We start from the raw sequence: 25385 nt of genomic DNA, 5'->3' as shown, positions 1-25385 counted from the left end.
AGACGGGTAGCGGTATCACCGCTACCCGTCCATCCTGACCGCTACAGCGCCCCGGAGTTCCGGCCTGTCCCGGAGACCGGACCCCGGCTGTCTCGGGCACCCGGAAGGCGTTCCGACCGCCGCGGCGACGACACCGAGCCGGGGCGGTCAGCCCGGAGGGGATCCGGATCTCCCCCGTCGGCCACCCGGTGCCGCACGACTACGCGGGTGCGGCCGCATGCCGGGCCGCGATATAGCCGTAGACCAGTCCCTGGCCGATCGTGGCGCCGGCACCGGGATAGGTGGCGCCGAACGCGTTGGCCGCGGTGTTGCCGATGGCGTACAGACCGGCGACGGCGCTGCCGTCCTCGCGCAGAACCCGAGCGTGCTCGTCGGCGACGACACCGCCGCAGGTGCCGAGATCGCTCAGCACCATCTCGACCGCATAGAAGGGGCCCTTCTGCAGCGGTGCCAGATTCGGGTTCGGCGTGACGGTCGGGTCACCGTAGTACCGGTCGTAGGCACTCTCACCCCGGCCGAATTCCTGGTCCACCCCGGTTTCGGCGTATCCGTCGAAGGTGCGGAAGGTGTCGGCGAGGGCCTCCTCCGGGACGCCCATGGACCGGGCCAGCGCGGCGGGATCATCGGCCCGGTGCGCGATTCCGGCCTCGTACCATGCCTCGGGCAACGGCTGGCGCGGATAGACCTGGCCCGCCATGGTGTAGCTGTTGCGGTAGCGCTGGTCGAACACCAGCCACATCTTCTCCACGGCGTCGCCCTGCCGTTCGCGGGCCAGCAGGGCCTGCCCGAAGGACATGTAGTCCACCGATTCGTTGATGAAGCGCCGGCCCGTGTGGTCGACCACGAACGACCCCGGCAGCGACCGTTCCGCGAGCATCACCATGGGCGCACCGTCCGGCAGTGCGGCGAAGGCGGGGAACCACCAGGCCTGATCCATCGATGCGGTGCCGGCGCCGAGTTCCTGTGCGGCGGTGATGGCGTCGCCGGTGTTGCCTTCCGCACCCAGGCTGGTGCCCGCGGTCAGCCGCGCCGACTGGAACTTGTGCCGGGCCGCCAGATCGTGGTCGAAGCCGCCGGCGGCCAGCACCACACCGCGCCGCGCGGTGACGGTCACCTCGCGGCCGTCCTGCCGCAGCACCGCTCCGGTGACCCGGTCCCCGTCGGTGCGCAGCCGCACCAGACTCGTCTCGGTCCACACCGGGATACCGGCCTGCAGGATCCCGGCGAACAGGCCCGCGGCGAGGGCCTGGCCACCGGCCATGTATTCGCGGCCGATCAGCATGCCGCCGATGCCCAGGGCGGCGCGGCGCACGATGCGCGACATCGCCTTCAGCGGTTTCCGGGCGAGCAGGTTCATCCACTTGTAGTCGGCGCCGGTGACCGGCATCGGTACCGGGGCCGCCATGACGCCCGGCCGCAGCCGCGGGCGCTCCTCGCCCAGAACGGAGGCGTCGAACGGGCGGCATTCACAGGTGCGCCCTTCGGCACTACCGCCCGGTTCCTCCGGGTGGTAGTCCGAATACCCCTGCGCCCAGAAGAACTTCATCGGGGTGGTCCGCTGCAGCATCGCCACCGCGGCCGGGCCGTTGCCGAGGAAGGCGGCACCGCGTTCGGGGGGCGCCGACTCCCCCACCACCGCTCGGACGTAGCGGGCCGCATCGTCGCGGGCCGTGGTATCGGTCTCCGGCAGAATCGAGCTGCCGGGGATCCAGAAGGCGCCGCCGGACCGGGCGGTCGAGCCGCCGACATAGCGGGTCTTCTCGACCACCAGGCTCGACAGCCCCTGTTCGTGGGCCGCGAGCGCCGCGGCCATCCCCGTGCCCGCTCCGACAACGAGCAGGTCGACAGTGATGTCGTAGGCGGTCGCAGTGGGCGGCATCGGCTTGTTCACCATGGTTCGGGCTTCCACTTTCGTGCGGGACGGGTGTCGACGTAACCTACGTCCGCCCGCTCGGCCGGCCGCCCTCGTTGTCCGCTGAGCGGGAGTCCCCGAACCGGGCCCGGCACCCGTACGCCGAGTCCCGGCACCCCGCCCGCTCTTCGGGCCTGCCGCGTCGCCGGTCACCGCAGCAGCTCACTTCCGGCCCGGTGATCTGCGGACCTGTGGCACTTCCGGACAGTCGGGGACCGGCGAACACTGGGTCCGGCGAGCAGGGCGAGGACAAGGAGACCGGCGTGACGCTCATCGACCACATCCCGGCGGCAGCACGCAGCGGCGGCGATGTCACCATCCCCGCGGGCAGCAACGACCTGGCCGGGCGCCTCCATCAACCACCGGAGCCGCACGGAATGGTCGTGGTGGCCCACGGCAGCGGCAGCACGCGCAGAACCGCGCGCAACCGGATCCTGACCACCGCGCTGGCTGCGCACGGCCTGGCAACGCTGACCGTGGATCTCCTGACTCCGGCCGAGAGCGAGGACCTGAACACGGTGTTCGACGTCGAACTGCTCGGCAAGCGGCTCGGCGAGGTCCGGGCCTGGCTGGCGGCGTCGGCCTGCCGGGACCAGCCGGTCGGCTACTTCGGCATCGGTTCCGACGCACCGGTGGCACTGTGGGCGGCGGCCGCACCGGCCGCACCGGTGCGCACGGTGGTGGTGCGCGGCGCCCGGCCGGATCTGGCGGGTGAGCGGCTGCACCAGCTGTCGACCCCGGCCCTGTTCCTGATCGGCGGCGGTGATTCCCGGGTGCGCCGACACAACCGGATGGCTGCCCAGCAGCTGACCTGCCGTTCCCGGCTCACCGAACTGCAGCCCCCGGGGCACCGCCTCGATGCGGCCCGGGTGGCCCGCTGGACCGCGTACCTGGCGGCGATGTGGTTCACCGAGTTCCTGAGCGCGGCGCCGGCGCCCAGGCACCGGCACACCCGGCATCTGCCCACCGCGGCCCGATAAGGAGAGAAAACAGCTATGCCCGACACCGGACACCGGCCCTGCAGGTGTAGTCAGGCCGGTGCGGATCCGGTGTCGGACAGTCCAGTGGCGGGCTCGGGTCACGCCGAGGGGCGCGAGACTCGTGGCGCCCGAGCGCCGACCGGCGCTGTCAGCGCGGGTCGTAGGTCAGGCAGCGGGCCGCATGTTCGCCGGTGCCCGGACCGACCCGGATCTCGCTGGCAGTGCACTCCAGATCCCGGTTGTGCACGCAGTCGGCGCGCTGGCAGGCACCCACCATGCTGGTGACCGTGTCCAGTCCGCCCTTCACCGACAGCGGGACGAATGTCGCGCAATCGGCGCTGCCGTTGCTGCCGGCGACATTGATCGCGTAGGCATGGCAGCCGTCGTGGTTGTAGGAACAGTTGTCGACCGCACACTCGGTGACATGCGGCATTTCCACAGTCGTCATACCGAACCTCCGAACAGTTCGAAAGGTGATGTCGTGCGGGGTCAACTGTAGAACCGCAAGATCGCGGTGAACAGCCAGGTCAGCCTGCCCTAACCGGCCGATCTCGCATCACGGAATCACCGGTCGGGCGGGTGCGGGGCGGTCACTCGTCGCGCCGACGGAACGCGAGCCATCCCACGGCGACGGCCGCTGCCGCCCAGGCCGCGGTGACGGTCAGGCCGGTCCAGGCCCCGAGGGTGCCGGCGGGTGCGGATACCAGGATCTGACGGCCCGCCCGGTCCGGCAGGAATTCGGCGAAGCTCCCGTTGTCACCGGAGACATCACCGAGGACGAACGACAGCAACAGCACCGCCGGGACCAGGACGCCGATGGTGATCGCCGCGCTGCGCAGCAGGGTGGCGATCCCGGCGGCGAGCAGCGCCATCAGCATCAGATAGATCGCACAGCCGATCATTGCGCTCCAGACGGCCGGATCGTCGAGATCGAGCGCACCGGCACCGATGATCGGCTGTCCGGCGAACACGCAGATCGCTCCGATGACCAGGCCCACCGCGAACGTCCATGCGGCGATCACCGTCAGGTTCGCGGTGTAGAGCAGGCCACGCCGCGGGACGGCAGCCAGCCACACCCGCATGCCGTTGTCCCGGTAGGGACCGGCGGCGCAGGCGGCACCGAAGGCGAGGGCGACGACCTGCCCGAAGTTGATGCCGTAGAACGACAACAGCAGCGGATCGAATTCCGGCGTGCCCCGCCGCTCCGCCGCGAGCGCTCCACTGCCGACCAGGGAGAACGCCACCGTCACCGCGAACATCAGCACCAGGATCGCGTTCAGGGAGGGCAGGGAACGGGCTTTGATCCATTCCGAAGCCAGAACGGGCGCGAATGTCATGTCAGGCTCCCTCGGTCGTGGGGTTTGCGGTCACGTACTCGCTTCGGCCCGCGGTGGAGGCGAGATAGGCCTGTTCGAGCGATGGATGGTCCTCGGTCAGTTCCAGAATCGGAACACCTTCCCTGGCGAGCAGCGGACCGATCCGTTCGACGGGTTGCCCGGGCACGAACCATCGGTCACCTTCCTCGACCGGCTCGAAACCGGCGGCGGTCAGGACCGTGTGCAGCCGCGCGCCGTCCGTGGTGCGGATCCGCACCCGCCCGCGGCCGTACTCGGCGAGGAAGCTCGCCAGATCGGTATCGGCGAGCACCCGCCCCCGGGCGAGAACCAGCAGGTGGTCGGCGAAGGTGGCCGTTTCGGCCATCAGGTGGCTGGAGACCAGGACGGTCCGCCCCTCGGCGGCCAGCCGCCGCAGAGTCCCCCGGAGCCAGATGATCCCCTCGGGATCGAGCCCGTTCGACGGCTCGTCGAACATGACGACCGGCGGATCACCGAGCAGCGCCGCCGCGATGCCGAGCCGCTGACGCATACCGAGGGAGAAGGTCCGGGCCCGCCGCCCGGCCACCCCGCCGAGCCCCACCTCGTCGAGTACCTCCGCCACCCGGCGGGCCGGGATGCCGTTGCCGGCGGCGAGCGCCAGCAGATGGTTACGCGCGGTCCGGCCCGGGTGCGCTGCCGCGGCGTCCAGCAGCGAGCCGACGGTGTGCAGTGGGCGTGCGCACTCGGTGAACGGCCGCCCACCGACGGTCGCGACACCGCAGGTCGGCCGGTCCAGGCCGAGGATCAATCGCATCGTCGTCGATTTGCCCGCACCGTTGGGGCCGAGAAAACCTGTGACCCGCCCGGGACGTACGGAGAAGGTGAGCCCGTCCACCGCCCTGGTCCTGCCGTAGACCTTGCCGAGATCGCGCACTTCGATAGTCGTCATGACCCGACTGTCGCCCGAGGCGGGCCGGAAATCCTCCCCGGCGAGTGGGCAGCTGCTCCCCCGTGCGGGGGACCCGGGTCCGGTGCGCGTCCTGGCACCATGAGTGCGTGACCCGTTCCCTGCTCCGGCCGTTGATCCGCCCGGTGACGTATACGCGCGGTCTGCATCTGAGTCTGCCGCTGGCTCCCGTCGCGGTGTGGTTGTTCATCGATATGGACCGGCCGTGGGTGACCTGCCTGCTCGCCGTGCCGATCGGCTCGATCCCGGGGATGCGGCTGGCCGAGGCGGTACAGGCTCAGCTTTTCCTCACGCCCCGAGAGCGGGGCGCTGCGGATGCCTCGATTGCCGTGGCCCCATCGGCCGGCTGGACGGACCGGTGGCGGACCGTGCTGTGGCTGGAGATCCGGCTGGTGCTGTGCGGGGTGCTGCTGGCGGTCGCCGTACCGGCGATCACGCTGTGCGCCGATCTCGTCCGGATGGCAACGGGTATGCCACAGCGGCCCGAGGCACTCCTGCAGGCGGCGAATCCACACTGGTGGTATATCTTTGCGGCGCTGCTGCCGATACTTGTGTTGCTGTACACCGTGGTCTGGCTGGGCGAACTGGTCACCGCCTGCGCACGATGGCTGCTCGGCCCCTCGGCGGCGGCCCGGCTGCAGGCACTGGAAGAACGCACCGAACGGCTGGTGGAGAACAACCGCATCGCCCGCGAACTGCACGATTCCATCGGACATTCCCTGACCACGATGGTGCTGCAGGCCGGCGCCGCCCGCACCACCGGTGACCAGGAGTTCACCGGTGCAGCGCTGGCGGCCGTCGAGGAGACCGGCCGGGCGGCGCTGGCGGATCTGGAGCGGGTACTGCGGGTACTGCGGGACCCGGCGACGCCGGTAGACCAGCGGCCGACACTGGCGGATGCCGCGGACCTGTTCGCCTCGGCGCGGTCGGCGGGCGCGGCGGTCGATGTGACACTGTCCGGTTCCGTCGACCGGTTCCCGGGTCCGGTCTCCCGTGAGGGCTACCGGATCCTGCAGGAGGCGTTGACCAACGTGCTGCGGCATGCCGGCGCGGTGCCGGTGCGGGTCCGGATGGCGGCTCATCCGGACCGGCTGGAGCTCGAGGTGTCGAATCCGCTGCCGCCCGCCGGTCACCGGGACGGCCGTGATCACGCACGCAGCGGGGACGGCAGTGGGCTGCGGGGGATGCGGGAACGGGCCGCATTGCTCGGCGGCCGGGCCCGGGCGGGCGCGGTGGGTGACGAATGGCAGGTCCGGGTCGATCTGCCCGTCGACGGGGTCCCGCGGTGACCGTCACGGTGCTGTTGGTCGACGACGAACCGCTGGCGCGGGCGGGTCTGCGCGCCATCCTCGACGCCCAGGACGGGATCACCGTCGTCGGCGAGGCCGCCGACGGGGTCGCGGTGGTGCCGGAGGTGAAACGGCTGCGCCCCGATGTGGTCGCGATGGACGTCCGGATGCCGCTGCTGGACGGTATCGAGGCGACCCGCGCCGTGCTGCGGGCCGTGCCGGCCCCGCCGAAGATCCTGATCGTCACCACATTCGAGAACGACGACTACGTCTACGAAGCGCTGCGGGCGGGTGCCGACGGATTCCTGCTCAAGCGGGCCCGGCCCGGCGAGATCGCGAATGCGGTCCGTACGGTCGCCGAAGGCGACTCCCTGTTGTACCCGGCGGCGGTGCGCGCGCTGGCCGCCGGCCGGGACAACGACCGGGCCCGCGGAATTCTGGCCCGAGCCGCACTCACCCGTCGGGAGTCGTCGGTGCTCCGGCTGATGACCCGCGGCCTGTCCAACGCCGAGATCGCCGCAGAACTGTATGTGGGTCCGGAGACCGTGAAGACCCACGTCAGTTCGATTCTGGGGAAGCTCGGCGCCCGGGACCGCACCCAGGCGGTGATCGTCGCCTACGAATCCGGATTCGTGTGACCGTGGCTCAGGCGAGCTGCAAGGTGGTCATGCAGGTCGGGTCGTCCGCCGACGTCGACAGCGGAACGGTGCCCGTCCGGCCACCGGATTCGACGGTGAGCTCCGCGTCGATACCGCGCGGCAGCCAGAGGCCGACGAACCCGTTGTCGTAGGTCTGCCGCATTTCGTCGAGCACCGTTGCGCCGGTGGCGGTATCGGTGACGACGACCCGGACGTCGGCGTCGGCGAGTTCGCCGCGGCAGGTGGTGAGGCTGTGGAAGAAGCAGTCGTGGGTGCGGTTCACGTACGGCGCCACCGAGACGTAGAACTCGTCCGCCGGCATCGGCAGTACCGCTTCGCGGTCGCGGTCGTCGGTGACGACCACCTCGTCCGGACGCACCGAGGCGATCAGGTCGGCCGGGCGGTCCGCGACCGGCATGGTGTCGAGCCGCTCGATGAGTTCCCGCGCGCCGAGACCGTCCAGATCGCGTTCGGCGAGGATCGTCTCCTCCGGCACCACGGGGCGGGGTTCCGGTGCCGCCGAGGAGCAGCCGACGAGGACGGCGCCGGCGACCACGGCGCCCGCGAGAGCGGCCGTCAGCCGGCCACGGGTTCCGGAACGGGAAGGCGATGTCATGTACTGACCTTTCGTGGAGTCGGGGGCGAGACGGTGGTGCCGGACGCCTCGGCGGCGCCCCGGCTCAGGTGTCGGACGACGACGTCGGGCCGCAGGTCGAGCCGCCGCAGCAGCTGTGCGTTCAACGCCACCACCACGGTCGACAAGGACATCAGGATCGCGCCGACCGACATCGGCAGCACGAAGCCGATCGGGGCGAGCACACCCGCGGCGAGCGGCACCGAGATCAGGTTGTATCCGGCCGCCCACCACAGGTTCTGCTTCATCTTGCGATAGGTGGCCCGGGACAGTTCGATCACCGACAGCACCGAGCGCGGATCGTCACTGGCGAGGATGACTCCCGCTGAGGCGATGGCCACGTCGGTGCCCGCACCGATCGCGATGCCGACGTCGGCCTGGGCGAGTGCGGGCGCATCGTTCACACCGTCGCCGACCATGGCAACCCTGCGTCCCTCGGACTGCAGCTGCTGCACCTTCGACGCCTTGTCCTCGGGCCGGACCCCGGCGAAGAACCGGGCGATGCCGAGTTCGGCCGCGACCGAGGCGGCGACGGCCTCGGCGTCACCGGTGATCATCACGACCTCGATGCCCTGGGCGTGCAGTGCGCGCACGGCATCGTGGGATTCGGGCCGCACCTCGTCGGCCAGCCGCAGTGCACCCGCCACCCGTCCGTCGACCAGCACATGCAGGATGATCGCCCCCTCCGCCCGCCAGTCGGCGGCGATCGGCAGCTCCGTGACGCTCTCCTGGTCCAGCAGCCGGGGCCCGCCGACCTGGACGGTGCGGCCGTCGACCGTGGCCCGGACGCCCACGGCCGGGGACGAGGAGAAGTCGGCGGCCGCCGGGATCCGGAGATCTCGCTGCTCGGCGGCGTGCACGATGGCCCGGGCGAGGGGATGTTCCGAATCGGTCTCCGCGGCCGCCGCGGCCGCCAGCACCGTGTCGACGTCGGTGTCGGCGGCGGGTTCGACGGCGGTGACGGCCGGGGTGCCCTTGGTCAGGGTGCCGGTCTTGTCGAACAGCACGCTGTCGACGGTCCGCATGGTTTCCAGGGCGAGCCGGTCCTTCACCAGCACCCCGGCGCGGGCGGCGCGTTCGGTCGCGATCGACACCACGAGCGGGATGGCCAGGCCCAGTGCGTGCGGGCAGGCGATGACCAGCACTGTGATCGTGCGGACCACGGCCTCGTCGGGATTGCCGACCAGCGACCACACCACCGCCGTGACGACGGCGGCACCGAGCGCGAACCAGAACAGCCAGCCCGCCGCCCGATCGGCGATCCGTTGCGCCCGCGACGACGAGGACTGCGCCTGCTCGACCAGCTGCTGGATCCCGGCCAGTGCCGTATCCGCACCGACCGCCGTGACCTCGGTGCGCAGGCCGGAGTCGGTGACCACGGTGCCGGCGACCACCCGGTCGCCCACGCTGCGCTGTACCGGCCGGGATTCGCCGGTGATCATCGATTCGTCGACACTGGCCGAACCCTGCAGCACCTTGCCGTCGGCGGGCACCCGGCCGCCGGGCCGGACGATCACGACGTCGCCGACCCTCAGTTCGGCCGGGGCCACGGTGACGGTGGTGTCGCCGTCCACGCGTTCGGCTTCGTCGGGCATCAGGGCGGCCAGGGAGTCCAGGGCGGAGGTCGTCTGTGCCAGCGACCGCATCTCCACCCAGTGCCCGAGCAGCATGATGACGATCAGCAGCGCCAGTTCCCACCAGAAGTCCAGCTCGCTGTCGAGCAGGCCGACACTCGCGCCCAGCGAGGCGAGGAAGGCGACCGTGATCGCGAGACCGATCAACAGCATCATCCCGGGAGTGCGGGCCTTGATCTCGTCGATCGCACCGGTCAGGAACGGGGCGCCGCCCCAGAAGTACATCACGGTGCCGAGCACCGGCGAGATCCAGTGCATCCCGTCGGGGACGGTGTAGCCGATGAGGGTGCCGAACATCGGCGAGAAGGCCACCACCGGAATCGCAACGACGAGCATGATCCAGAACAGGCGCCGGAACCTGGCGACGTGGTCGCCGTGTCCACCGTGACCGCCGTGGGCGGCGTGCCCGTCGTGGCCACCCCGACTGCCGTGGTGCTGCTCGGGTGCGGCCACCCCGTGACCACCGGCGTGCGCATCGTGGCCGGGCTCCGCGCGAGGACCGGCGGGCGCCCCGGCCGCGGGCGTGGCCGGTTCGCCGTGTCCGCGATGAACCGGGTGCCCGGCTTCGGAATCGGGATTGCGCCGCGCATGACTGTCGCCCATACCTGCACCTCACTCCCGCCTGGACATCCGGCGCGAACACCGCTCGGGCTCCCACCGCCGGATGCCACCGACTATCGGACTGCCCGAACTATACCCCTGGCGGGTATGGGCGTCCAGGCGGGTCCGTAGCCCGGCGCGCCGGACCGGATCAGACCGACGGTGCCACGAAGAGGTAGCTCTTCTCCTCGACCCGCCGGCGGATCCGCCAGCTGCCGGACACCCGGGTGAAGGTGTCGAGGTACCACAGCCCGGCCAGCATCATCCGCTGCGTACCGTCCGCATCGGCGACCACCATCGGGTTGTGACACATGGTGCGACCGGTCGCCTCCTCCCCGTCCACGACGATCGAGGAATTGCTGATCAGGTGCTGGAATGCGGTGAAGTTCGGCATGGTCGCAGCGAGGAAATCCTTGATCTCGGCCGGTCCGCCACTCGGCCCGCCCATGGCGGAGTAGTCGATTTCGGCGTCCTCGGTGAAGATCTCGTCGAGGAGGTCCCATTGCCCGGTATCGATCGCGTGCGAATACCGCACCATCAGGTCCTCGATCTCGAGCCGGTCCGAAATCTGCTGCAGGGACAGCATTGCGCCTCCTCGCTCGGGCGACCGGGACCGGGCCGCGCCGACGTTGCGAACCCGACTCCGGCCGGTGGACGAGAACCTGTTATAGCAGCATTCGGAGGCCGGATCTCAGTCTTCGGCGAGCAGCACCCGGACGTCGATATTCCCGCGGACCGCATTCGAGTAGGGGCACACCCGGTGCGCGGCATCGGCCAGCTCCCGCGCCCGCTCCGGAGCCAGGTGCGGCAGCGAGACCTCGAGAGTGACGGTGAGCGCGAAACCACCCGCGGCGTCGGGCCCGATCCCCACCTTCGCACCGACGGCCGAGTCGGCGATATCGGCCTTCTCCCGGCCGCCGACCAGCCGCAACGCCGAATGGAAGCAGGCCGCGTACCCGGCGGCGAAGAGCTGCTCGGGGTTGGTGCCCTCGCCGGAGCCACCCATCTCCTTCGGGACGGACAGGTGGGCATCCACCTTGCCGTCGGCGGTCCGGGTCCGTCCGTTGCGCCCGTCGCCGGTCGCCAGGGCCTCGGCGGTGTACAGCACGCTCATCTCAGTTCTCCTTCTCGGTGTTCAACGCCCGGGTGATCCGCCGCAGCGTGGTGCGCAATGCGGCGAGGTCGTCCGCCGACAGGCCGGTGGCCTCGGCGATCTGCGCCGGAATCTCGCAGGCCCGGTCGTACAGCCGGTGGCCGTTCTCGGTCAGCCGGATCTCGACCCGCCGCTCATCGGTGACCGACCGGCGCCGCTCCACCAGACCCGCCGCCGCAAGTCGCTTCAGCAGCGGCGACAGCGTGCCGGAGTCGAGCGCCAGTTCCGCACACAGGTCTCCGACGGTCCGGCCGTCCCGCTCCCACAGCACCAGCATCACCAGATACTGCGGATAGGTCAGACCCATGGCCGCAAGCTTCGGCCGGTAGGTCGCCGTCATCGCCCGCGTCGCCGCGTAGAGCGGGAAGCAGACCTGCCGTTCGAGCGCCATCGGGTCGGTCATATCGATAAACGTAGCCCTCAATCAAGTTGTGCACAACCAAACGTGGCACACCACACCACGGAGGCCCGACTCGGGAGATCAGGCGGTTTCGAGGAGTACTCGGTACGCCGGTGGCAGTTCGTCGCCGGTGAGCGACGCCTGTGCCATGCTGCGCGCCGGTATCGAGATCGACCGACCCGCGCACGCGTCACACCCGGCACAACAACACGTTCTACAGTGTCGCAATGGGAAGCAATCAACGCGCGCAGATCGTGATGTCCGACGAGGAGATCACCCGATTCCTGGCGACCAGCCGGATCGCCACCCTCGCCACCCTCGGCCGCACCGGCATGCCACATCTGACCGCGATGTGGTTCGCGATTCTGGACGGCGAGATCTGGTTCGAGACCAAGGCGAAATCCCAGAAAGCCGTCAACCTGCGCCGCGATCCGCGGGTGACGGTCCTGGTGGAGGCGGGCGACACCTACGACCAGCTGCGCGGCGTATCCATCGAGGGCCGGGCCGAAGTGATCGACGACGCCGACGCCCTGTTCGCCGTCGGCGTGAACGTCTGGGAACGCTACACCGGCCCCTACACCACCGAGATGCGCCCCGCTGTGGAACAGATGCTGCACAAACGCGTCGCCGTGCGGGTGGTTCCCGAACGGGTACGCAGCTGGGACCACCGCAAATTGGGCCTGCCCGCCATACCACTCGGCGGCACCACCGCAGACGGCCCGCCGGCCTAGCCGACGGCACGGTATTCAACATCACCCGGGAGTTCTACGGTACGAGCGAGCAACGATCGCAGAGCGCAGATACCACAGTCCGGAGGTATCTGCGGGATCGAATCCGGTGAGCTGGGCGACGCGTTTGATTCGATAGTCGACCGTATTGGTGTGGACGTTCAGTTTTTCGGCCGTGCGACGCCGGTTCAAATTCGTTCCGATGTGCTCGAGCAGCGTCTCCATGAATTCCGGATGACCATCCAACGGATTCAGCAACCTGCCGAGAAACTCCCGGCCGGGCCCGGGGCGGGTCAATTGATATTCGAGTGCGAGATTGTCGAAATGATACAGACCGGGACCGAACCGTAGCCGGGCGACGATGTCGAGGAGCTCGTGCACCCGTTTCGCGGCGGCGCCGACTTCGGCGGTCGGGGCATGCGCCACGGTCGCCGTCACCGGAACACCGGCATGTTCGGACAGGGATTCGATCAGTTTCTCCGGCTGCCCGTCGAGGGCACCCGCCGGGATCAGGAGGGTGCCTCCGGCAACGCTCAGCAAGGCGAGAGCCCGGCCGGCGCACCGGTCGGCGAGCGCCGCCTGGAGTCGCCGCAGCTTGCGGCGTGCCACGACCTGCCCGTCCAGCAGGGGATGCGATTCATCGGGATGCTCCGGCAGGACGATAGCCAGGACGTCGTATGCGTCGGCGACCTCGATCCCCACCTCCCGGGCCATCGCCGACGTGGGATGACCGGCCAGCAATGCGGATGTCAGGGTGTGCACCGCGGTGTGGTGTTCGTCGGCGACACCGTACAGCTCCTTGACATAGGCACGCGACACCGTCACATCGATGAGGTCCAGGGTGTCCAGCAACCGACGGGACAGCGACCGCAAGACATCGAAGTCCGAGGCCGTGGCACGATCGAGCACCAGGTCGAAGCCGATCTTGAAGCCCTCGTGGATCGCTCGCTGGATGGAGTCGATCGGAATGCCCTCGCGCGCCCACCCTGCTGCGGCCCGCTCGAGCGGGCCGATCCGGGCCGGCACCTCCTCGCCGTCGAGCATGTCGACCGCCAACTCGAGGCACAGCCGCGTAACCCGGGTGATATCACCACGAAGAGCGTCGCCGGGCAATGTGCCGCAGGCAGCGACGTTCTCGGCGAAGTGCCCCACCATCCGGCGAGCCAGCTTGCGTACATCCGCCAGGGCAGCCGCGGCCCGCTGCCCGGACACGGTGAATTCCGGGCGGAGTTCGGTGGCGCTGTCCGGCATCATTCTTCCTTCCCGACGACTGGGCATGCCTACGGGGCCGGCCCGTCGACACGGAATGCCCGGAGCCGACCGGGCCGGCTCCGGGCACACAACCAACGGTCAGAGACAGAAGCTGAGCTCGACCGGACCCACCGGAATCGGCAGGCACACCTCCACCGAACCAGCGATCGGCGAGGCTTCCGGGGCAGCCGGGGCGGCCGATGCGGCACCGGCGCCGAGGGCGGTGAACGACAGCGCCACCGCGGTCACGGCGAACGGACGGAAATACCTGGAGTTCATACAGTCATCCTCGAAGTGAAATGTGATCGGTCCCAGGATCGGGACGGATCACATCAGAACACGCGTCGAACAATGAATCAACACCAATGGAAAAATTCCAACCGGGCCAGATGGAATCGGGAGGTATTCCGGTCGAGAGTTCGCCCTGCTCAAGGTATTACGATCCGATAACTACGCCACGATGGCCACCTTTCGAATTACGGTTCACACATCGCCGATCCGATCCATGATCCCGACGGTTGTGAACATGTACATGCCACGTTCGAGCCATTTGTTATACGGCTGACAATTCCATCACAGAATATCGTCGGCGGCAATTACGACGAATTAAGGTCACGGGAAATGTCTTCGGATAATTCGAGGAATCGGAAACTCAGGTATGCGCAACCTCGTGGAGGCCGGTACGGGCAGTAGCCGGTGGGATACCGGCGAGACCGTAGCGGTCGGCTGCTGTGATGCGGCTCGCAGCTACTCCGCTGATCGGCTGTGCCCGACGGCCGTAGGTTCTCCACGCCGGACACGCAGGAGATCGGCCGCCTTCTCGCCGATGACCACCGCCGGGGCGTGGGTGTGGCCGCGGATGATGGTCGGCATCACCGAGGCATCGGCCACACGCAGGCCTTCGACACCGCGGACCTTCAGTTCGGGGGTGACGACGCTGGCGGGGTCGGTGCCCATCCGGCAGGTGGTGGTCGGGTGGTAGAGGGTGTGTGAGTGCCAGGTGAGGGCGTCGGCGAGGGTTTCCTCGACCGTCGGCTGTTCGCGTTTCGGCTGCAGGAACCGGCCGATCCGGGAGCCGAGCGGCTCCGCGGTCACGATGCGGTGAGCGATGCGCAGGCCGGCCAGCATTGCGGCGCGGTCGGCGCCGTCGGGATCGGACAGGTACCGGGGGTCGATGAGTACCTTGGCGGTGGGGTCGGCGGAGGCCAGGGTGACGGTGCCGCGGCTGCGCGGCTGGAGCAGGATCGGACCCAGCGCGATGCCGTGGCCGGGTGCTACGCCGATTCCCTCGTCGTAGAACGGCGCAGGACCGAAGATGATCTCGAGATCCGGCAATTCGAGTTCGGGCGTGCTCCGCACGAAGCCGTACGCCTCGCCGACATTCGACGTGAGCATGCCCTGGCGCCGGAGGAGATAGTTGAGCAGCTGCACCGGCTTCTCTGCGGCGAACAGCGTGTCGGTGTCGACGGCGAAGCCGAGCAACGAGATCAGGTGGTCGGTGAGATTGCGGCCGACCTCGGGGAGGTGATGCACGACCGGAATGCCGTGGCGGCGAAGTTCTTCCTGATCACCGATGCCGGACAGTTGCAGCAGCTGGGGACTGTTGATCGCCCCGCCGCACAGCACGACCTCGTTGCGGGCACGCACGGTGTGTGTGGTGCCACCCTTGCGGTATTCGACGCCGACGGCTCGACTGCCCTCGAACAGTACCCGCGTCGCCTGGGCACCGGTGAGCACCGTGAGGTTCGCACGCTTGCGCGCGGGTTTCAGGTACGCGTCGGCGGTACTCCAGCGGGCACCACGCTTCTGGCACACCATGGTCTGCGAGAAGCCCTCCGGCTCCGACAGATTGGCACGTTCCCGGTGGAAGCCCGCGTGTTCGGCCGCGGCGAGGAAGTCGTCGGTCCAGCGGCGGGCGCTGCGCTGATGCGAGATCCGCAGCGGACCGGAACGGCCTTCGTCGGGCTCGGCGGCGTCCTCGACCGACTCGATGCGCCGGAAGTACTCGACGACGTTTGCGAACGACCAGCCGTCCCCGGCGGCGCGGGCCCAGGCGTCGTAGTCGGCGGCGAAACCGCGGACCCACATCATGGCGTTCATCGACGAGGAACCACCGAGCATTTTGCCGCGCGGCCAGAAGATCTCGCGGTCGCCGAGTTCGGGCTGCGGGGTGGTGAGATAGTTCCAGTCGAGCTCGGTCTGGAACAGCTTGGAAAACGCCGCCGGAATGTGGACGGCCCGGTTCTTGTCCTCGGGCCCGGCTTCCAGCGCGATGACGCTGGTGCCGGAACGCTCACTGAGCCGCGCGGCCAGCACTGCGCCAGCGGAGCCGGTGCCGACGACGACGTAGTCGGCGATGCTGTCGTTCATCTGTATCTCCCAGGGGTTCGGGCTCAGCCGCGCAGGGCCGAAGCGAAGATCGCGGGCAGGCGCAGCCAACCGGGGTCGGCGCCGAAGCCGGCGAGCAGCCTGCCGGTGCTCGCGGCGGTCTTGTTGCCGACGAACCACGGTGGTTTCGGTGAAATCGCGAACTCGCCGTGCAGCAGCGACCGCGGTGCGGGACGGAACGGGCCGCGCACCACGGTGCGCTCCACTCGGTCGATCAGCCAGGCGTTGTGCACGACGCCGATGCCGCTCTCGACATCCGCTGGGGTGTGCCCGGGATAGGCGCCCCACGACGCGGTCGGGGTCAGGTAGCCGACACCGGTCCAGGCGTTGATCGCCACCGTGCCGTAGCGCAGGTTCTCGATCAGGTCGTCGAACGCCGGGCCGAGCTCGGCGATCGTGCTCGGCGCGGCGATGATGTTGACACCGAGGGTCCCGGCGAACGCCTCGTTGGCGGTGGTGGCCGCCGCGCCGGCGAAGTCCGCGCCGGTTCCGGGCAGTTCCACCACGCCGAGCACCGGCGCGAAGTACTCCTCGGCCAGCAGCGGTTCGGCCGGGGACGGTGCGATGCCGGTGACCAGCAGCCGCTCACCGCCCGGTCCGAGGCGCTCGGCCTGCGGATAGGCATCACCGGCCCGCGCCACCCGATCGTCGCTGCCGGGATAGTAGGCGCGGCGGGCGGGCGCCTGCGCGAATGCGGTGCGCAGAGCGGCGAGGAACTCCTGCTTCTGCGGCCAGTCGGCGGAGATGATCAGGGCTTGGGCGGCGACGCAGTTGTAGCCCCCGTTGTGCAGCCGCTGGGTCGCGACATGCTCGGCCTGGAAGGCGATGTCGGCGGGGCTCCACTCGCCGGGCAGCACGATCGTCGGTGACACACCGCCGAGTTCGCTGGTGACCGGCTTGGTCAGCTTCGGTGTGCCCGCCATTTTCCGCTCGGCCGCCTCGTCCCCGGTACCCCAGACGATCGCGTCGTGGGTGCGGGCACTGCCGGTCATGTGCACGTGGTCGACCAGGTCGTGCCCGACCAGGTAGCCACCCACCTCGGCGCCGCCGGTGAGCAGCCGCACCGCACCGACCTCCACCAGCGGGGCCAGAATCTCGGTCAGCACCGGCAGCAGCGGATCGGTGATCGGATTGAGTTTGAGCGCGACGACCCGGTTGTGGGCGATCAGCTCGTAGAGCACATCGAGGGGCGCGATCGAGGTGATGTTGCCCGCGCCCAGCACCGCGCTGATGCCGTAGGTCCGGCTCGGTTCCCGTTGCGCCAGACCGGCATTCGCTTTGGCCGCGGCACTGCTCACGCCGCGCTGCAGCCACACCTCGGCACTGAACCCGTTGAGCAGCAGCATGTCGAACGGGTTCGCCGGCAGCACATCGACGGTCACCCGGTCGCCCGCGGTGCCGAATCCGGCCTTGCCGAGCGGACTCTCGCCTCGCTCCAACACCTCGAGCGTCGCGGAAAGCGCACCGAGTCCGGCCGCCAGCACATAGGGGCCGGAGATCCACTCCTCCCCCACCAGCGGCGACGACGGCGCGAGCCCCTTGATCCCGATGGCGGCGTCCACCCACTCCTGAGCGTGCTGCCCGGTGAGCTCGCGAACCCGGTCCAGCAGTGCCCGCCTGCCGGACAGCGGGATGGCCGCCCACCTGCGCTCACCCTCGGCGAGCTCGGCCAACGCATCATCGACCGCGGTATGCGCGGGCGGGGCCTTCTTGGTCACCACGTTCGATCCTCCACAACTGCCGGAACGGTCCGCGTCCGTATCGCGGACGCTTGGATCGATTCTGTCGCGTAGATCACACCGGACACCATGTGCCCAAGTTGCGGATTGCCCCCGCACCAAATTGTGCTCAAGCACAAAGCGGAGCGACCCTTGGTTACATCGGAGAAGGGGTCCACTGAGCAATCTCCCAGACCTGGTGGATCCTCGAAAGCCATCACAGATTCACTGGTGTGCCCGCGCACAAAGCATAGGTGGCATGACTCACGTCCGTGGCCTACGCTGTGGTGGTGACCGCCTTGTCGACGACGACCACCTCGGACCCACCCACCGGACCCGCCTCGGGTCTGCTCGACACGGTCGAGGCGATGGCCACCGAATTGGCCGCCCGCATCGCCGACGCGGACCGCTCCTACGCCGATCCGAACCTGCTCACCGCCGAGGAGCTCCGGCAGGCGTGCCTGTCCAACCTCACCGCGATCATCAGCGCACTCGCCGGCACCGAGCCGGCCCGACTGCAGCCCGCATACGCGGTCGGGCGGCTCAAGGCCGAGCGCGGAGTCCCGATCGCCGCCCTGCTCCACGCCTTCCGACTCGGGGGCCGGTTGATCTGGGAAGAACTCACCGCCCGGTCGAACGGGCCGGGCGATCCGCGGCTGCATGCGCTCGCCACCGAGCTGTGGGAACTGATCGACACCTTCTCCGATACGGCCGTCGAGTCCTATCGCGAGACCGAGATCCTGCTCGCGCAGATCGATGCGCAGGCCCAGAACCGGCTGATCCGTACGCTTTTCGATGATCACACCGATAACCCTGTCCGCACGCTGACCGCATTGCGAATGCTCGGGCTCCCCGAGTCCGGCACGTTCACCGTCGTGTCGATCGAGCCCACCGAACCGGGCACCACACTGCCCAGCATCTTGACCGGCGCCCTCGTCGACCTCGGCGTCCGATCGGTGTGGGATTCGCAGATCGACTCCCACACCGGGCTGCTGTCCGCGGCCGCACCGACGGCGATCGAACGCGCCGGCACCGAGCTCGGCACGCTCATCGACGGACGGATCGGCCTGAGCGCCACCTTCACCGGTCCGGCCGCCATCCCCGGCGCACTGACCGAGGCCCGCCTCGCCGCCCGCAGCGCGCGACCGAGCGCGCGCACCGTCGTCCGATTCGGAAGCGAACCCCTCGCACACCTGCTCGTCACGGTTCCCGAAGCCGCCCGCCGCGCCGCCCACCAGATCCTCGGCCCCGTCCTCCGGCTGCCCGCAGCCGAACGCGCGGACCTGATCGCGGCACTCGACGCCTGGTACCGCTGCCACGGGTCCACCGCCACGGCCGCCGAGGAGCTGCACTGCCACCGCAACACCGTGCGCTACCGCCTGCGCAAGATCCGCGACCTCACCGGCCGCGACACGGCCGACCCGGCCCAGTCCGCAGAACTACACCTGGCGCTGCAAGCCGTCACCCTACTCAACCCCTGACGCCCGACCACGAGGCTCCCGGTGGAGTCCTGCTGACGCCGAGGTCGCGGCCCGGGCCATGCGTCGAATCCGGGACTACCTGGTACGCCACCCCGACGAGGAGACGATCACCGTCGGCCGGGAGACCGGCAGCGAGAACGCCCTGATCGTGCCCCGGAACGTAGTCGACCTGCTCGCCTTCATCCTGGCCGAGGCCGCCGGCGGACGCGGGGTCACCATCGTGCCCTCCGACGCAGAGCTCACTACCCAGCAGGCAGCCGACCTCCTCAATGTCTCCCGCCCACACCTCGTAAGCCTCCTGGAAGCCGGCGAGATCCCCTTCCGGTTCGTCGGAACCCACCGGCGGGTCCGTTTCGACGACCTCCGCGAGTACCAACGCCGCCTCGAGGAGTCAGGCCGCGCCGCCGCGGACGACCTCGCCGCACTCGGCCAGGATCTCGGCATCTGATATGGCCTTCCTGGAACCGAGCATGACAGCACGCGATGCCGGCGCACGGACCCAGCAGCCCACGGCGGACAGCGAGTCCTACCGGAACGGCTTGAGAAGGTTCCTCGCAGGTAGCGACGAGAAGGCCCGAACCCATACCTACCTCGACTCGGTGGTGCATGAGCTGCCGACACGGCGCGTTCTGCTCGACATCGGCCCAGCAGAAGGCACGACACCGCGCCACCTCAGCCCGTTCTTCGAACGCACCGTCTGCATCGAACCCAGCGCACCGATGCGCCGACAGCTACAGCGCACCTGCCCCGCCGCCCACATCGTGGCCGAACCGGTACTGGAGGCGAATCCGGGAACGCCCGCCGACCTGGTACTGCTGTCGCACATCCTGTACTACATTCCGCGGACGGAATGGGTCGCCACCGTGGAACGCACCATGAACTGGGTCACACCAGGCGGCACCGCCCTCATCCTCCTCCAAGACCCCGACAACGCGTGCATGCGAATGGTCCACCACTTCACCGGCGCCCGCTTCGACCTCCGGGAACTCGCCGACGAACTCACCACCACGCCCCTGCCCTACGACGCCACACCGACCCTCGACACCATCGCGGCGACCTACCGCAGCGCCGATCTCGACGAAGCCGTCGATGCCGCGATGTTTCACCTCATGTTGCCCTCAACCGATCTCCCGTCACGCGAAATGGTCACCACCTACGTCCACCACCATTTCGCCGATACCGCAGAACATTTCACCATCCCCCACGAACAGCTCTCGCTGCGCATCCAACGGCCCCTGGCCGGCTGCGATGCACAGTGAAGCTCGCTATCGACGTCGGTCGGCCACCGTCTGCGGGCGGTCGCGCCGTGGGGATCAGGCCGGATGCCCGTCGGTTTCGGTGCATGAATCCGGAGTGCTCGCGCCAGATCTTCCCCGAACAGGCTCCGAGCCCGGCCGAACGGCATCCTGCGGTGAGGAAAGTCGACGGTGGCCAGTTCCTCCGACACCTTCCACAGCCGACGGGCCGCCTCGACGTCGCGCGCTGTCGCGGATCGGCCGACGAGCCGAGGGCGCCTCCCCTTCAGAAGCCCGCCCGGACCGACGTACGCGTCCGGCGGTACATCGGCCACTACGACGAACACGGCCACCGCCTCGTCGCTCTGCGCGAGCAGATCCACCAGCGTCCGCTGGATCCGATCCCGCAGTCGTGACCGGCCCTCGAACCGCAGCAGGTTCGTTGCCGCCATCCTGGTTGGGCCGCGACGGCTTTCACGGGCGAGTTCGCAGTGAACAAACGGTTGGCGAGTGTGGACTGCCCGTAGGCCGCCATCGCCCGGCACGGCTTGCGTCCCAACCCATTCCGCCCCATCGAACCCACGGCTGGCTTCGTACCCTCTGCGTGCCCCTGACACCGGCACGCAGAGGCCGACAGGGTCGGGATCGACTCCAACCCGGACACACGTCCAGCTATAGCAGGAACATACAAATACCCCCTGACCTGAAAGGTCAGGGGGCATTCCAGTGGTCCCAGCTGGGATCGAACCAGCGACCTTCCGCGTGTGAGGCGGACGCTCTCCCGCTGAGCTATGAGACCGGAGTCACTCGTCCGGGCGATTCGGGTGCCGCTCGAACGAGATGGAACATTAGCACGAAGGGCCGGGAGGATGCCAAATCCGCATGTCAACAAGGTGATCGACGATCTTGGTCGGACGAGCTTCGACAGACTCGTTCGGCCGCTGAGGCACCCGGGACACGCACCCGCTACGGCGTGGCCGCGCCCGTTCACCCGAGCGGACATCCTGCCGATCGGGCACCGAACCTGCGCACGGAGCCGAACGAGCCACCGCAGGGGCGACGACGCACCCCGCCCGTCGACAGCACACCTGCTCGAATTACATTGCTGTAGTCCGTATTGACCCCCATCTACCAGGCGATTTGTAGGTTCTGCCACCCGTCGGCTAATGTTTTGTCTCGCACCACGGAGGACAGCGAAGCCGCCAAGGCGGAGCGGGACTACGAGGGCGAATGCGGATGTAGCGCAGCTGGTAGCGCATCACCTTGCCAAGGTGAGGGTCGCGGGTTCGAATCCCGTCATCCGCTCGAGAGGTAGGTTAGGCACTATGCCATCCTCCTTTGCGCGGTGGAGTGGCCGAGTGGTGAGGCAACGGCCTGCAAAGCCGTGCACACGGGTTCGATTCCCGTCTCCACCTCGCGCGATTAGCTCAGCGGGAGAGCGCTTCCCTGACACGGAAGAGGTCACTGGTTCAATCCCAGTATCGCGCACCACCAAACCCCGGTTCAGATCCTGATCTGAACCGGGGTTCGTCGTATGCGCTGCACGGTGCGATCCGGCAGGCGCCGGCCCCTGCTCCGGAACGCGAGCGCGGTTTTCGCTCGGGGATCGGTGTTCCGATCGGTCGGCCTCATTGACTAGTTTGATCTGGACCGACCGATCGAGGGGTGTGTGTTGCCGCAGCGAAAGACACCGCATCGGCCCGCGGCGCACCGGCACCACCAGGGGGCGTGATGAAACAGATCCTGCTGTCGGCAGGAATTGCGATGCTCGTTTCGGTCGCGGTGACCCCGGCCCTGATCCGCTCCCTCGCCCGGGCGGAATTCGCCCGCGAGATCCGGATCGACGGACAGGCCGGGCCGACGGCACCGCACGCCAAACCGACGCTGGGTGGCCTGGCCATCGGGGCCGGGGTCTGGGGCGGCTATCTGGGTGCCCACCTGATCGGCCTGCGCTGGGATGTGCCCGGACCGAGCGCCTCCGGCATCCTGGTCCTCGCGCTGGCGACCGCGCTCGGGCTGGTCGGGTTCCTGGACGATTCGATCAAGATCCGGCACCATCGCATTCTCGGGCTCAGCGCCACCGCCAAGTACCTCGGCCAGATCGGTGCGGCAGCGGTGTTCGCTGTCCTCGCGCTCCGGTTCCCCGGCGCGACCGGCCTCACTCCGGCGGGGCCGAACCTGTCCTATGTCCGGGACAACCCGGTCATCACCTTCGGTGCCCTGTTCTTCGTCGCTTTCGTGTGCGTGCTGGTGGTGGGCTGGTCGAGTGCGGTCCACCTGGCCGACGGGCTGGACGGCCTGGCCACCGGCGCGATGGGCCTGGTGCTGGGCGCCTATGTGGTGATCACGCTCTGGCAGTACGAGAACTCGTGCGAACTCGAACCCAGCCGCGGCTGCTATGCCGTCCGCGATCCGCTGGATCTGGCGATGATCAGTGCGGCCGCCGCCGGTGCCTGCATCGGATTCCTGTGGTGGAACGCGGCTCCGGCCCGGATCTCGCTCGGCGACACCGGCGCCCTCGGCCTGGGCGGGCTGCTGGCCGGGCTCTCGATCACCAGCCGCACCGAACTGCTGGCGCTGGTGGTCGGGGCCCTGTTCGTCGCCGAACTCGCCTCGGTGCTGCTGCAGATCGTGGTGTTCCGCACGACGCACAGCCGGTTGTTCCGGATGGCCCCGTTCCATCACCATTTCGAACTCGGCGACTGGCCGGAATCCACGGTGGTCGTCCGGTTCTGGCTGCTCGCCGGTATCGCGGCGGCGGCCGGGCTCGCCCTGTTCTACAGCGAGTATCTGACCTGGACCTGAGCGGGCCGGCGATGTCGGCGGGCCGGGCTACCCTGGGCCGGTGAACACCGACATCGACGCCGAGATGTCCTTCGATCTGCTGGAACTCGACGACCTGGTCGCCGAGCTGGCCATCGCGCACGCCGAGCGCAGCGCGCGGGACGCCCGGATCGTCACGTTACGCCTCGGGCTCGGCGGTGACCGGCCGGAAACCCTCACCCGCATCGGGGCCCGCTACGACCTGGCCCGCGACCGGGTGCGCCAGCTGTACACCCGGGCCGCCGGGCAGATCATCCGTGCCGCCCACCGCAGCGGAGCCCCGGCCGCCGCGATATGCGCCGGACGCTACCCCGCCGACGCGGGCGACCGCCGGTTGCTGCGGACCCTGCTGGCCGAAACGTATGCCACCGACACCGATCTGGTCGCCACCGAATGGTCGTATCTCAAACTGCGGCTGGCCGGCCACGACCCGACCAACGCGAAGCGGGTCGCGGGCTACGTGATGCAGTCGATCCTGGGCTGGCAGAAGAAGACCGGCAGCCGCCTGGCGAAGCTGGATCCCGGCGCACCGCCCGCCGGCGACCCAGTACAGCCGGACACGCCGATCGCCTGGGAGGCCACCACCGGCCCACCGGCGGGCGCGACGCCGGACGCGCTGCCCACCGTCTCGGCCCGGGTGCTCGATGCCGACGATGCCGCGCGGCCCCGCTTCTATCTGGCCAAGGCCGGGCGTGAGGTGCGGGTCGATTCGGCGATGCAGGCCCGGCTGCTGGCGCTGCTGGATGCCGATCCCACCGTAGCGGCCTATCAGCCGGAACCGGTGGCGCTCACCTACTGGTTCCACGATCCGACGGCGGCGCCGGGGACCGCCGCCGCGGACAGCGGCGAGGATTGTGTCCACTATCCGGCTGCGGCCGCCCGCCTGCACGACGGGCGCACTGTCCTGATCGACGTCGTCCCGCCGGGACGGCTGGCCCTGCACCGAACCCGCCGCATCGCCGCGCTCGGCCGGCAACGCGCCGAGGCGGCGGGATGGGGCTGGCTCCAGCTACCCGGCGGACCCGGGCTACCACCCGCCGGGCAGGTGGATCCGGCCGTCGTCGAACGGCTGACCGCCGCCGTCGCCGACGGTGGCGCCGACCGGAACACCGTGGCACACCTGCGCATCGACACCGGCCTGAGCCTGCCCGAACTGGCCGCGCTGGTGATCCGGCACGGCTGGCGCTGGGACACCGCGCCGATGCGGATCAGCGCAGCACCATAGCCCCGAGCAGGAACGTGACGACCAGCAGCATGGCGAAGCAGGTGAGCCACTGCCACTGATTGATCACCTTGTCCATCCGGGTGATCGTCGCCCGCAGCCCGGCCTCGAGCCGCTGCTGCTCGGCCAGCTCGTTACGCGCCCCGGCGAGGGCGATGTCCTGCGCATCGGCGGCATCCCCGGCCCGATCGAGGCGGTGATGCATCTTCATGATCCGGCGCTGCCGCTCGCGGACCTGCTGCCGCGACACCGCCAGCTCGACCCGCTGATCCCGCAGCTCCCGGCGCTGGTTCTCGATCAGCGCCGCCTGCGTCCTGGTGTGCTGTTCCCAGACACTCACCTCGGCCCACCCTCCTGTCCGTGTATCGCGATGTCCCCAGGCGATGTCCTCGGAAACCCAGCCCGCCAGGAACTCACTCAGTGGCATCCCGGCGGGCGCGGTGGCCGCGAATCCGGAGGCACCGGCGGTCAGCATGCCCTGGCCGATCCGGTAGTCCCCGCCCTCCACCGCGAAGTCGGCGACCCCGAGTGCCGGGACATGCGGCACCCAGAATCCGGGCGGGCACAGCCAGAGCACATCGTCGACCCCCGCTGCCAGCAACCGATTGCGATGTTCGCGCGCGGAGGTGATGTCCAGGGCACCGCTGCGCACCTCGACCGCGTAGCGCCGCCCCTTCCGCTCCCAGGCGATGTCCACCGGAATTCCGGCGATCCGGGTGTCCACCTGGGCGTCCTCGGCACCGGCGGCCCGCAGTCGCCCGCACACCCACTGTTCGAAGCGCTGGACGTGCCACTGTCGCGCGACGCATTCGGGGCATCGGCACCCGTACCCCGCCGGGGCCGGCGCCGACCGGCGGGGCCCATCGGAAATGCCCAGTTCATCGAGCAGCGCACGACGCCCACACACCACGGCCTGCCCGCGCTGAACGGTCCCTCGTTGCCTCGTCGTCGTTCTCACGCCACCACTCCCACCGGGTCCGCTGCGGCCACTTGCACCCGCACCTGGTTTCCAGGGT

23 protein-coding genes and 4 tRNA genes are annotated in these 25385 nt (G+C 69.3%); 12 read left to right on the top strand and 15 right to left on the bottom strand.

What is annotated here, in order from left to right:
• Positions 1–199: 199 nt before the first annotated feature.
• The gene (locus AC1HFH_RS10230; RefSeq protein ID WP_480247187.1) at positions 200–1894 is read right to left on the bottom strand and encodes a 3-ketosteroid-delta-1-dehydrogenase; all 1695 of its coding nucleotides are present in this window, start codon (positions 1892–1894) and stop codon (positions 200–202) included.
• A 281-nt stretch (positions 1895–2175) separates the two neighbouring features.
• On the opposite strand from AC1HFH_RS10230, the gene AC1HFH_RS10225 reads away from it, so the two are divergent.
• The gene (locus tag AC1HFH_RS10225; RefSeq protein WP_480247186.1) at positions 2176–2892 is read left to right on the top strand and encodes a dienelactone hydrolase family protein; all 717 of its coding nucleotides are present in this window, start codon (positions 2176–2178) and stop codon (positions 2890–2892) included.
• A 148-nt stretch (positions 2893–3040) separates the two neighbouring features.
• Here the strand turns inward: AC1HFH_RS10225 and AC1HFH_RS10220 are convergent, their stop codons facing one another.
• The 3 genes from AC1HFH_RS10220 to AC1HFH_RS10210 form a co-directional block, all read right to left on the bottom strand.
• Entirely contained in the window at positions 3041–3340 is a 300-nt protein-coding gene (locus tag AC1HFH_RS10220; RefSeq protein ID WP_480247185.1) for a DUF1540 domain-containing protein, read from the bottom strand.
• Between the two features lie 142 nt (positions 3341–3482).
• Positions 3483–4229 carry a hypothetical protein gene (locus tag AC1HFH_RS10215; RefSeq protein ID WP_480247184.1) on the bottom strand — a complete coding sequence of 249 codons (747 nt, stop codon included), beginning with the start codon at positions 4227–4229 and terminating at the stop codon, positions 3483–3485.
• A 1-nt stretch (position 4230) separates the two neighbouring features.
• A complete protein-coding gene (locus AC1HFH_RS10210) occupies positions 4231–5157 on the bottom strand; it encodes an ABC transporter ATP-binding protein (protein WP_480247183.1) in 927 nt (308 codons plus the stop codon).
• Positions 5158–5264: 107 nt separating this feature from the next.
• Here AC1HFH_RS10210 and AC1HFH_RS10205 point away from each other — a divergent pair, with 107 nt between their 5' ends.
• On the top strand, positions 5265–6464 hold the full coding sequence (locus AC1HFH_RS10205; protein WP_480247182.1) for a sensor histidine kinase: 1200 nt from the start codon (positions 5265–5267) through the stop codon (positions 6462–6464).
• A complete protein-coding gene (locus AC1HFH_RS10200) occupies positions 6461–7102 on the top strand; it encodes a response regulator transcription factor (protein ID WP_480247181.1) in 642 nt (213 codons plus the stop codon). The genes AC1HFH_RS10205 and AC1HFH_RS10200 overlap by 4 nt, the downstream gene beginning before the upstream one ends.
• Before the next feature lie 7 nt (positions 7103–7109).
• Here the strand turns inward: AC1HFH_RS10200 and AC1HFH_RS10195 are convergent, their stop codons facing one another.
• The 5 genes from AC1HFH_RS10195 to AC1HFH_RS10175 form a co-directional block, all read right to left on the bottom strand.
• Positions 7110–7718, bottom strand: a complete 609-nt coding sequence (locus AC1HFH_RS10195; RefSeq protein WP_480247180.1) for a CueP family metal-binding protein — start codon at positions 7716–7718, stop codon at positions 7110–7112.
• On the bottom strand, positions 7715–9973 hold the full coding sequence (locus AC1HFH_RS10190; protein WP_480247179.1) for a heavy metal translocating P-type ATPase: 2259 nt from the start codon (positions 9971–9973) through the stop codon (positions 7715–7717). Before AC1HFH_RS10190 ends, AC1HFH_RS10195 begins: the two co-directional genes overlap by 4 nt.
• Positions 9974–10121: 148 nt before the next feature.
• On the bottom strand, positions 10122–10556 hold the full coding sequence (locus AC1HFH_RS10185) for a nuclear transport factor 2 family protein (RefSeq protein WP_480247178.1): 435 nt from the start codon (positions 10554–10556) through the stop codon (positions 10122–10124).
• 105 nt (positions 10557–10661) lie between these two features.
• The gene (locus AC1HFH_RS10180) at positions 10662–11084 is read right to left on the bottom strand and encodes an organic hydroperoxide resistance protein (protein WP_480247177.1); all 423 of its coding nucleotides are present in this window, start codon (positions 11082–11084) and stop codon (positions 10662–10664) included.
• Between the two features lies 1 nt (position 11085).
• Positions 11086–11526: a MarR family winged helix-turn-helix transcriptional regulator gene (locus tag AC1HFH_RS10175; RefSeq protein WP_480247176.1), complete on the bottom strand. Its 441-nt coding sequence runs from the start codon at positions 11524–11526 to the stop codon at positions 11086–11088.
• A 224-nt stretch (positions 11527–11750) separates the two neighbouring features.
• Here AC1HFH_RS10175 and AC1HFH_RS10170 point away from each other — a divergent pair, with 224 nt between their 5' ends.
• The gene (locus tag AC1HFH_RS10170) at positions 11751–12254 is read left to right on the top strand and encodes a pyridoxamine 5'-phosphate oxidase family protein (RefSeq protein ID WP_480247175.1); all 504 of its coding nucleotides are present in this window, start codon (positions 11751–11753) and stop codon (positions 12252–12254) included.
• Between the two features lie 21 nt (positions 12255–12275).
• On the opposite strand, the gene AC1HFH_RS10165 is transcribed toward AC1HFH_RS10170, so the two are convergent.
• The 4 genes from AC1HFH_RS10165 to AC1HFH_RS10150 all read right to left on the bottom strand — a co-directional run bounded on the left by AC1HFH_RS10165 (position 12276) and on the right by AC1HFH_RS10150 (position 17611).
• Positions 12276–13502 (bottom strand): PucR family transcriptional regulator, encoded by a 1227-nt coding sequence (locus AC1HFH_RS10165; RefSeq protein WP_480247174.1) that lies wholly within the window; start codon positions 13500–13502, stop codon positions 12276–12278.
• A gap of 99 nt (positions 13503–13601) precedes the next feature.
• On the bottom strand, positions 13602–13781 hold the full coding sequence (locus tag AC1HFH_RS10160; protein ID WP_480247173.1) for a hypothetical protein: 180 nt from the start codon (positions 13779–13781) through the stop codon (positions 13602–13604).
• Between the two features lie 468 nt (positions 13782–14249).
• Positions 14250–15872 (bottom strand): GMC family oxidoreductase, encoded by a 1623-nt coding sequence (locus AC1HFH_RS10155; RefSeq protein WP_480247172.1) that lies wholly within the window; start codon positions 15870–15872, stop codon positions 14250–14252.
• 23 nt (positions 15873–15895) lie between these two features.
• Positions 15896–17611, bottom strand: coding sequence for an aldehyde dehydrogenase family protein (locus AC1HFH_RS10150; RefSeq protein WP_480247171.1), 1716 nt, complete (start codon positions 17609–17611; stop codon positions 15896–15898).
• Between the two features lie 287 nt (positions 17612–17898).
• On the opposite strand from AC1HFH_RS10150, the gene AC1HFH_RS10145 reads away from it, so the two are divergent.
• The 3 genes from AC1HFH_RS10145 to AC1HFH_RS10135 are packed head-to-tail and all read left to right on the top strand — an operon-like array spanning position 17899 to position 20348.
• Positions 17899–19089, top strand: coding sequence for a PucR family transcriptional regulator (locus AC1HFH_RS10145; RefSeq protein ID WP_480247170.1), 1191 nt, complete (start codon positions 17899–17901; stop codon positions 19087–19089).
• Positions 19090–19147: 58 nt separating this feature from the next.
• Entirely contained in the window at positions 19148–19537 is a 390-nt protein-coding gene (locus AC1HFH_RS10140) for a helix-turn-helix domain-containing protein (protein ID WP_480247169.1), read from the top strand.
• 22 nt (positions 19538–19559) lie between these two features.
• The gene (locus AC1HFH_RS10135; protein WP_480247168.1) at positions 19560–20348 is read left to right on the top strand and encodes a class I SAM-dependent methyltransferase; all 789 of its coding nucleotides are present in this window, start codon (positions 19560–19562) and stop codon (positions 20346–20348) included.
• 703 nt (positions 20349–21051) lie between these two features.
• Here the strand turns inward: AC1HFH_RS10135 and AC1HFH_RS10130 are convergent.
• Positions 21052–21123, bottom strand: a tRNA-Val gene (locus tag AC1HFH_RS10130).
• Positions 21124–21556: 433 nt separating this feature from the next.
• On the opposite strand from AC1HFH_RS10130, the gene AC1HFH_RS10125 reads away from it, so the two are divergent.
• The 5 genes from AC1HFH_RS10125 (at position 21557) to AC1HFH_RS10105 (ending at position 24372) form a co-directional block, all read left to right on the top strand.
• Positions 21557–21629: transfer RNA gene (locus AC1HFH_RS10125), tRNA-Gly, on the top strand.
• A gap of 39 nt (positions 21630–21668) precedes the next feature.
• Positions 21669–21739, top strand: a tRNA-Cys gene (locus AC1HFH_RS10120).
• Position 21740: 1 nt separating this feature from the next.
• Positions 21741–21815, top strand: a tRNA-Val gene (locus AC1HFH_RS10115).
• 240 nt (positions 21816–22055) lie between these two features.
• Complete coding sequence (gene mraY, locus AC1HFH_RS10110) at positions 22056–23129, top strand: phospho-N-acetylmuramoyl-pentapeptide-transferase (protein ID WP_480247167.1); 1074 nt, start codon at positions 22056–22058, stop codon at positions 23127–23129.
• A gap of 40 nt (positions 23130–23169) precedes the next feature.
• A complete protein-coding gene (locus tag AC1HFH_RS10105; RefSeq protein WP_480247166.1) occupies positions 23170–24372 on the top strand; it encodes a hypothetical protein in 1203 nt (400 codons plus the stop codon).
• Here AC1HFH_RS10105 and AC1HFH_RS10100 read toward each other — a convergent pair.
• The gene (locus tag AC1HFH_RS10100) at positions 24356–25327 is read right to left on the bottom strand and encodes a hypothetical protein (protein WP_480247165.1); all 972 of its coding nucleotides are present in this window, start codon (positions 25325–25327) and stop codon (positions 24356–24358) included. The genes AC1HFH_RS10105 and AC1HFH_RS10100 overlap by 17 nt on opposite strands.
• Positions 25328–25385 lie beyond the last annotated feature (58 nt).

This window comes from Nocardia sp. KT25-26 (assembly GCF_056627695.1).
The sequence above is the reverse complement of the archived record's forward strand: the minus strand, read 5'-3'. Positions and strand labels throughout refer to the sequence as shown.

Excerpts from the sequence above, each read along its gene's own strand:
- AC1HFH_RS10185 (WP_480247178.1), bottom strand. The coding sequence starts at position 10,556 with ATGCTGTCCCTGCAGCAGATTTCGGACCGGCTCGAGATCGAGGACCTG.
- AC1HFH_RS10215 (WP_480247184.1), bottom strand. The coding sequence starts at position 4,229 with ATGACATTCGCGCCCGTTCTGGCTTCGGAATGGATCAAAGCCCGTTCC.
- AC1HFH_RS10135 (WP_480247168.1), top strand. The coding sequence starts at position 19,560 with ATGACAGCACGCGATGCCGGCGCACGGACCCAGCAGCCCACGGCGGAC.
- AC1HFH_RS10165 (WP_480247174.1), bottom strand. The coding sequence starts at position 13,502 with ATGCCGGACAGCGCCACCGAACTCCGCCCGGAATTCACCGTGTCCGGG.
- AC1HFH_RS10155 (WP_480247172.1), bottom strand. The coding sequence starts at position 15,872 with ATGAACGACAGCATCGCCGACTACGTCGTCGTCGGCACCGGCTCCGCT.
- AC1HFH_RS10175 (WP_480247176.1), bottom strand. The coding sequence starts at position 11,526 with ATGACCGACCCGATGGCGCTCGAACGGCAGGTCTGCTTCCCGCTCTAC.
- AC1HFH_RS10210 (WP_480247183.1), bottom strand. The coding sequence starts at position 5,157 with ATGACGACTATCGAAGTGCGCGATCTCGGCAAGGTCTACGGCAGGACC.
- AC1HFH_RS10195 (WP_480247180.1), bottom strand. The coding sequence starts at position 7,718 with ATGACATCGCCTTCCCGTTCCGGAACCCGTGGCCGGCTGACGGCCGCT.
- mraY (WP_480247167.1), top strand. The coding sequence starts at position 22,056 with ATGAAACAGATCCTGCTGTCGGCAGGAATTGCGATGCTCGTTTCGGTC.
- AC1HFH_RS10220 (WP_480247185.1), bottom strand. The coding sequence starts at position 3,340 with ATGACGACTGTGGAAATGCCGCATGTCACCGAGTGTGCGGTCGACAAC.
- AC1HFH_RS10170 (WP_480247175.1), top strand. The coding sequence starts at position 11,751 with ATGGGAAGCAATCAACGCGCGCAGATCGTGATGTCCGACGAGGAGATC.
- AC1HFH_RS10190 (WP_480247179.1), bottom strand. The coding sequence starts at position 9,973 with ATGGGCGACAGTCATGCGCGGCGCAATCCCGATTCCGAAGCCGGGCAC.
- AC1HFH_RS10180 (WP_480247177.1), bottom strand. The coding sequence starts at position 11,084 with ATGAGCGTGCTGTACACCGCCGAGGCCCTGGCGACCGGCGACGGGCGC.
- AC1HFH_RS10140 (WP_480247169.1), top strand. The coding sequence starts at position 19,148 with ATGCGTCGAATCCGGGACTACCTGGTACGCCACCCCGACGAGGAGACG.
- AC1HFH_RS10160 (WP_480247173.1), bottom strand. The coding sequence starts at position 13,781 with ATGAACTCCAGGTATTTCCGTCCGTTCGCCGTGACCGCGGTGGCGCTG.
- AC1HFH_RS10230 (WP_480247187.1), bottom strand. The coding sequence starts at position 1,894 with ATGGTGAACAAGCCGATGCCGCCCACTGCGACCGCCTACGACATCACT.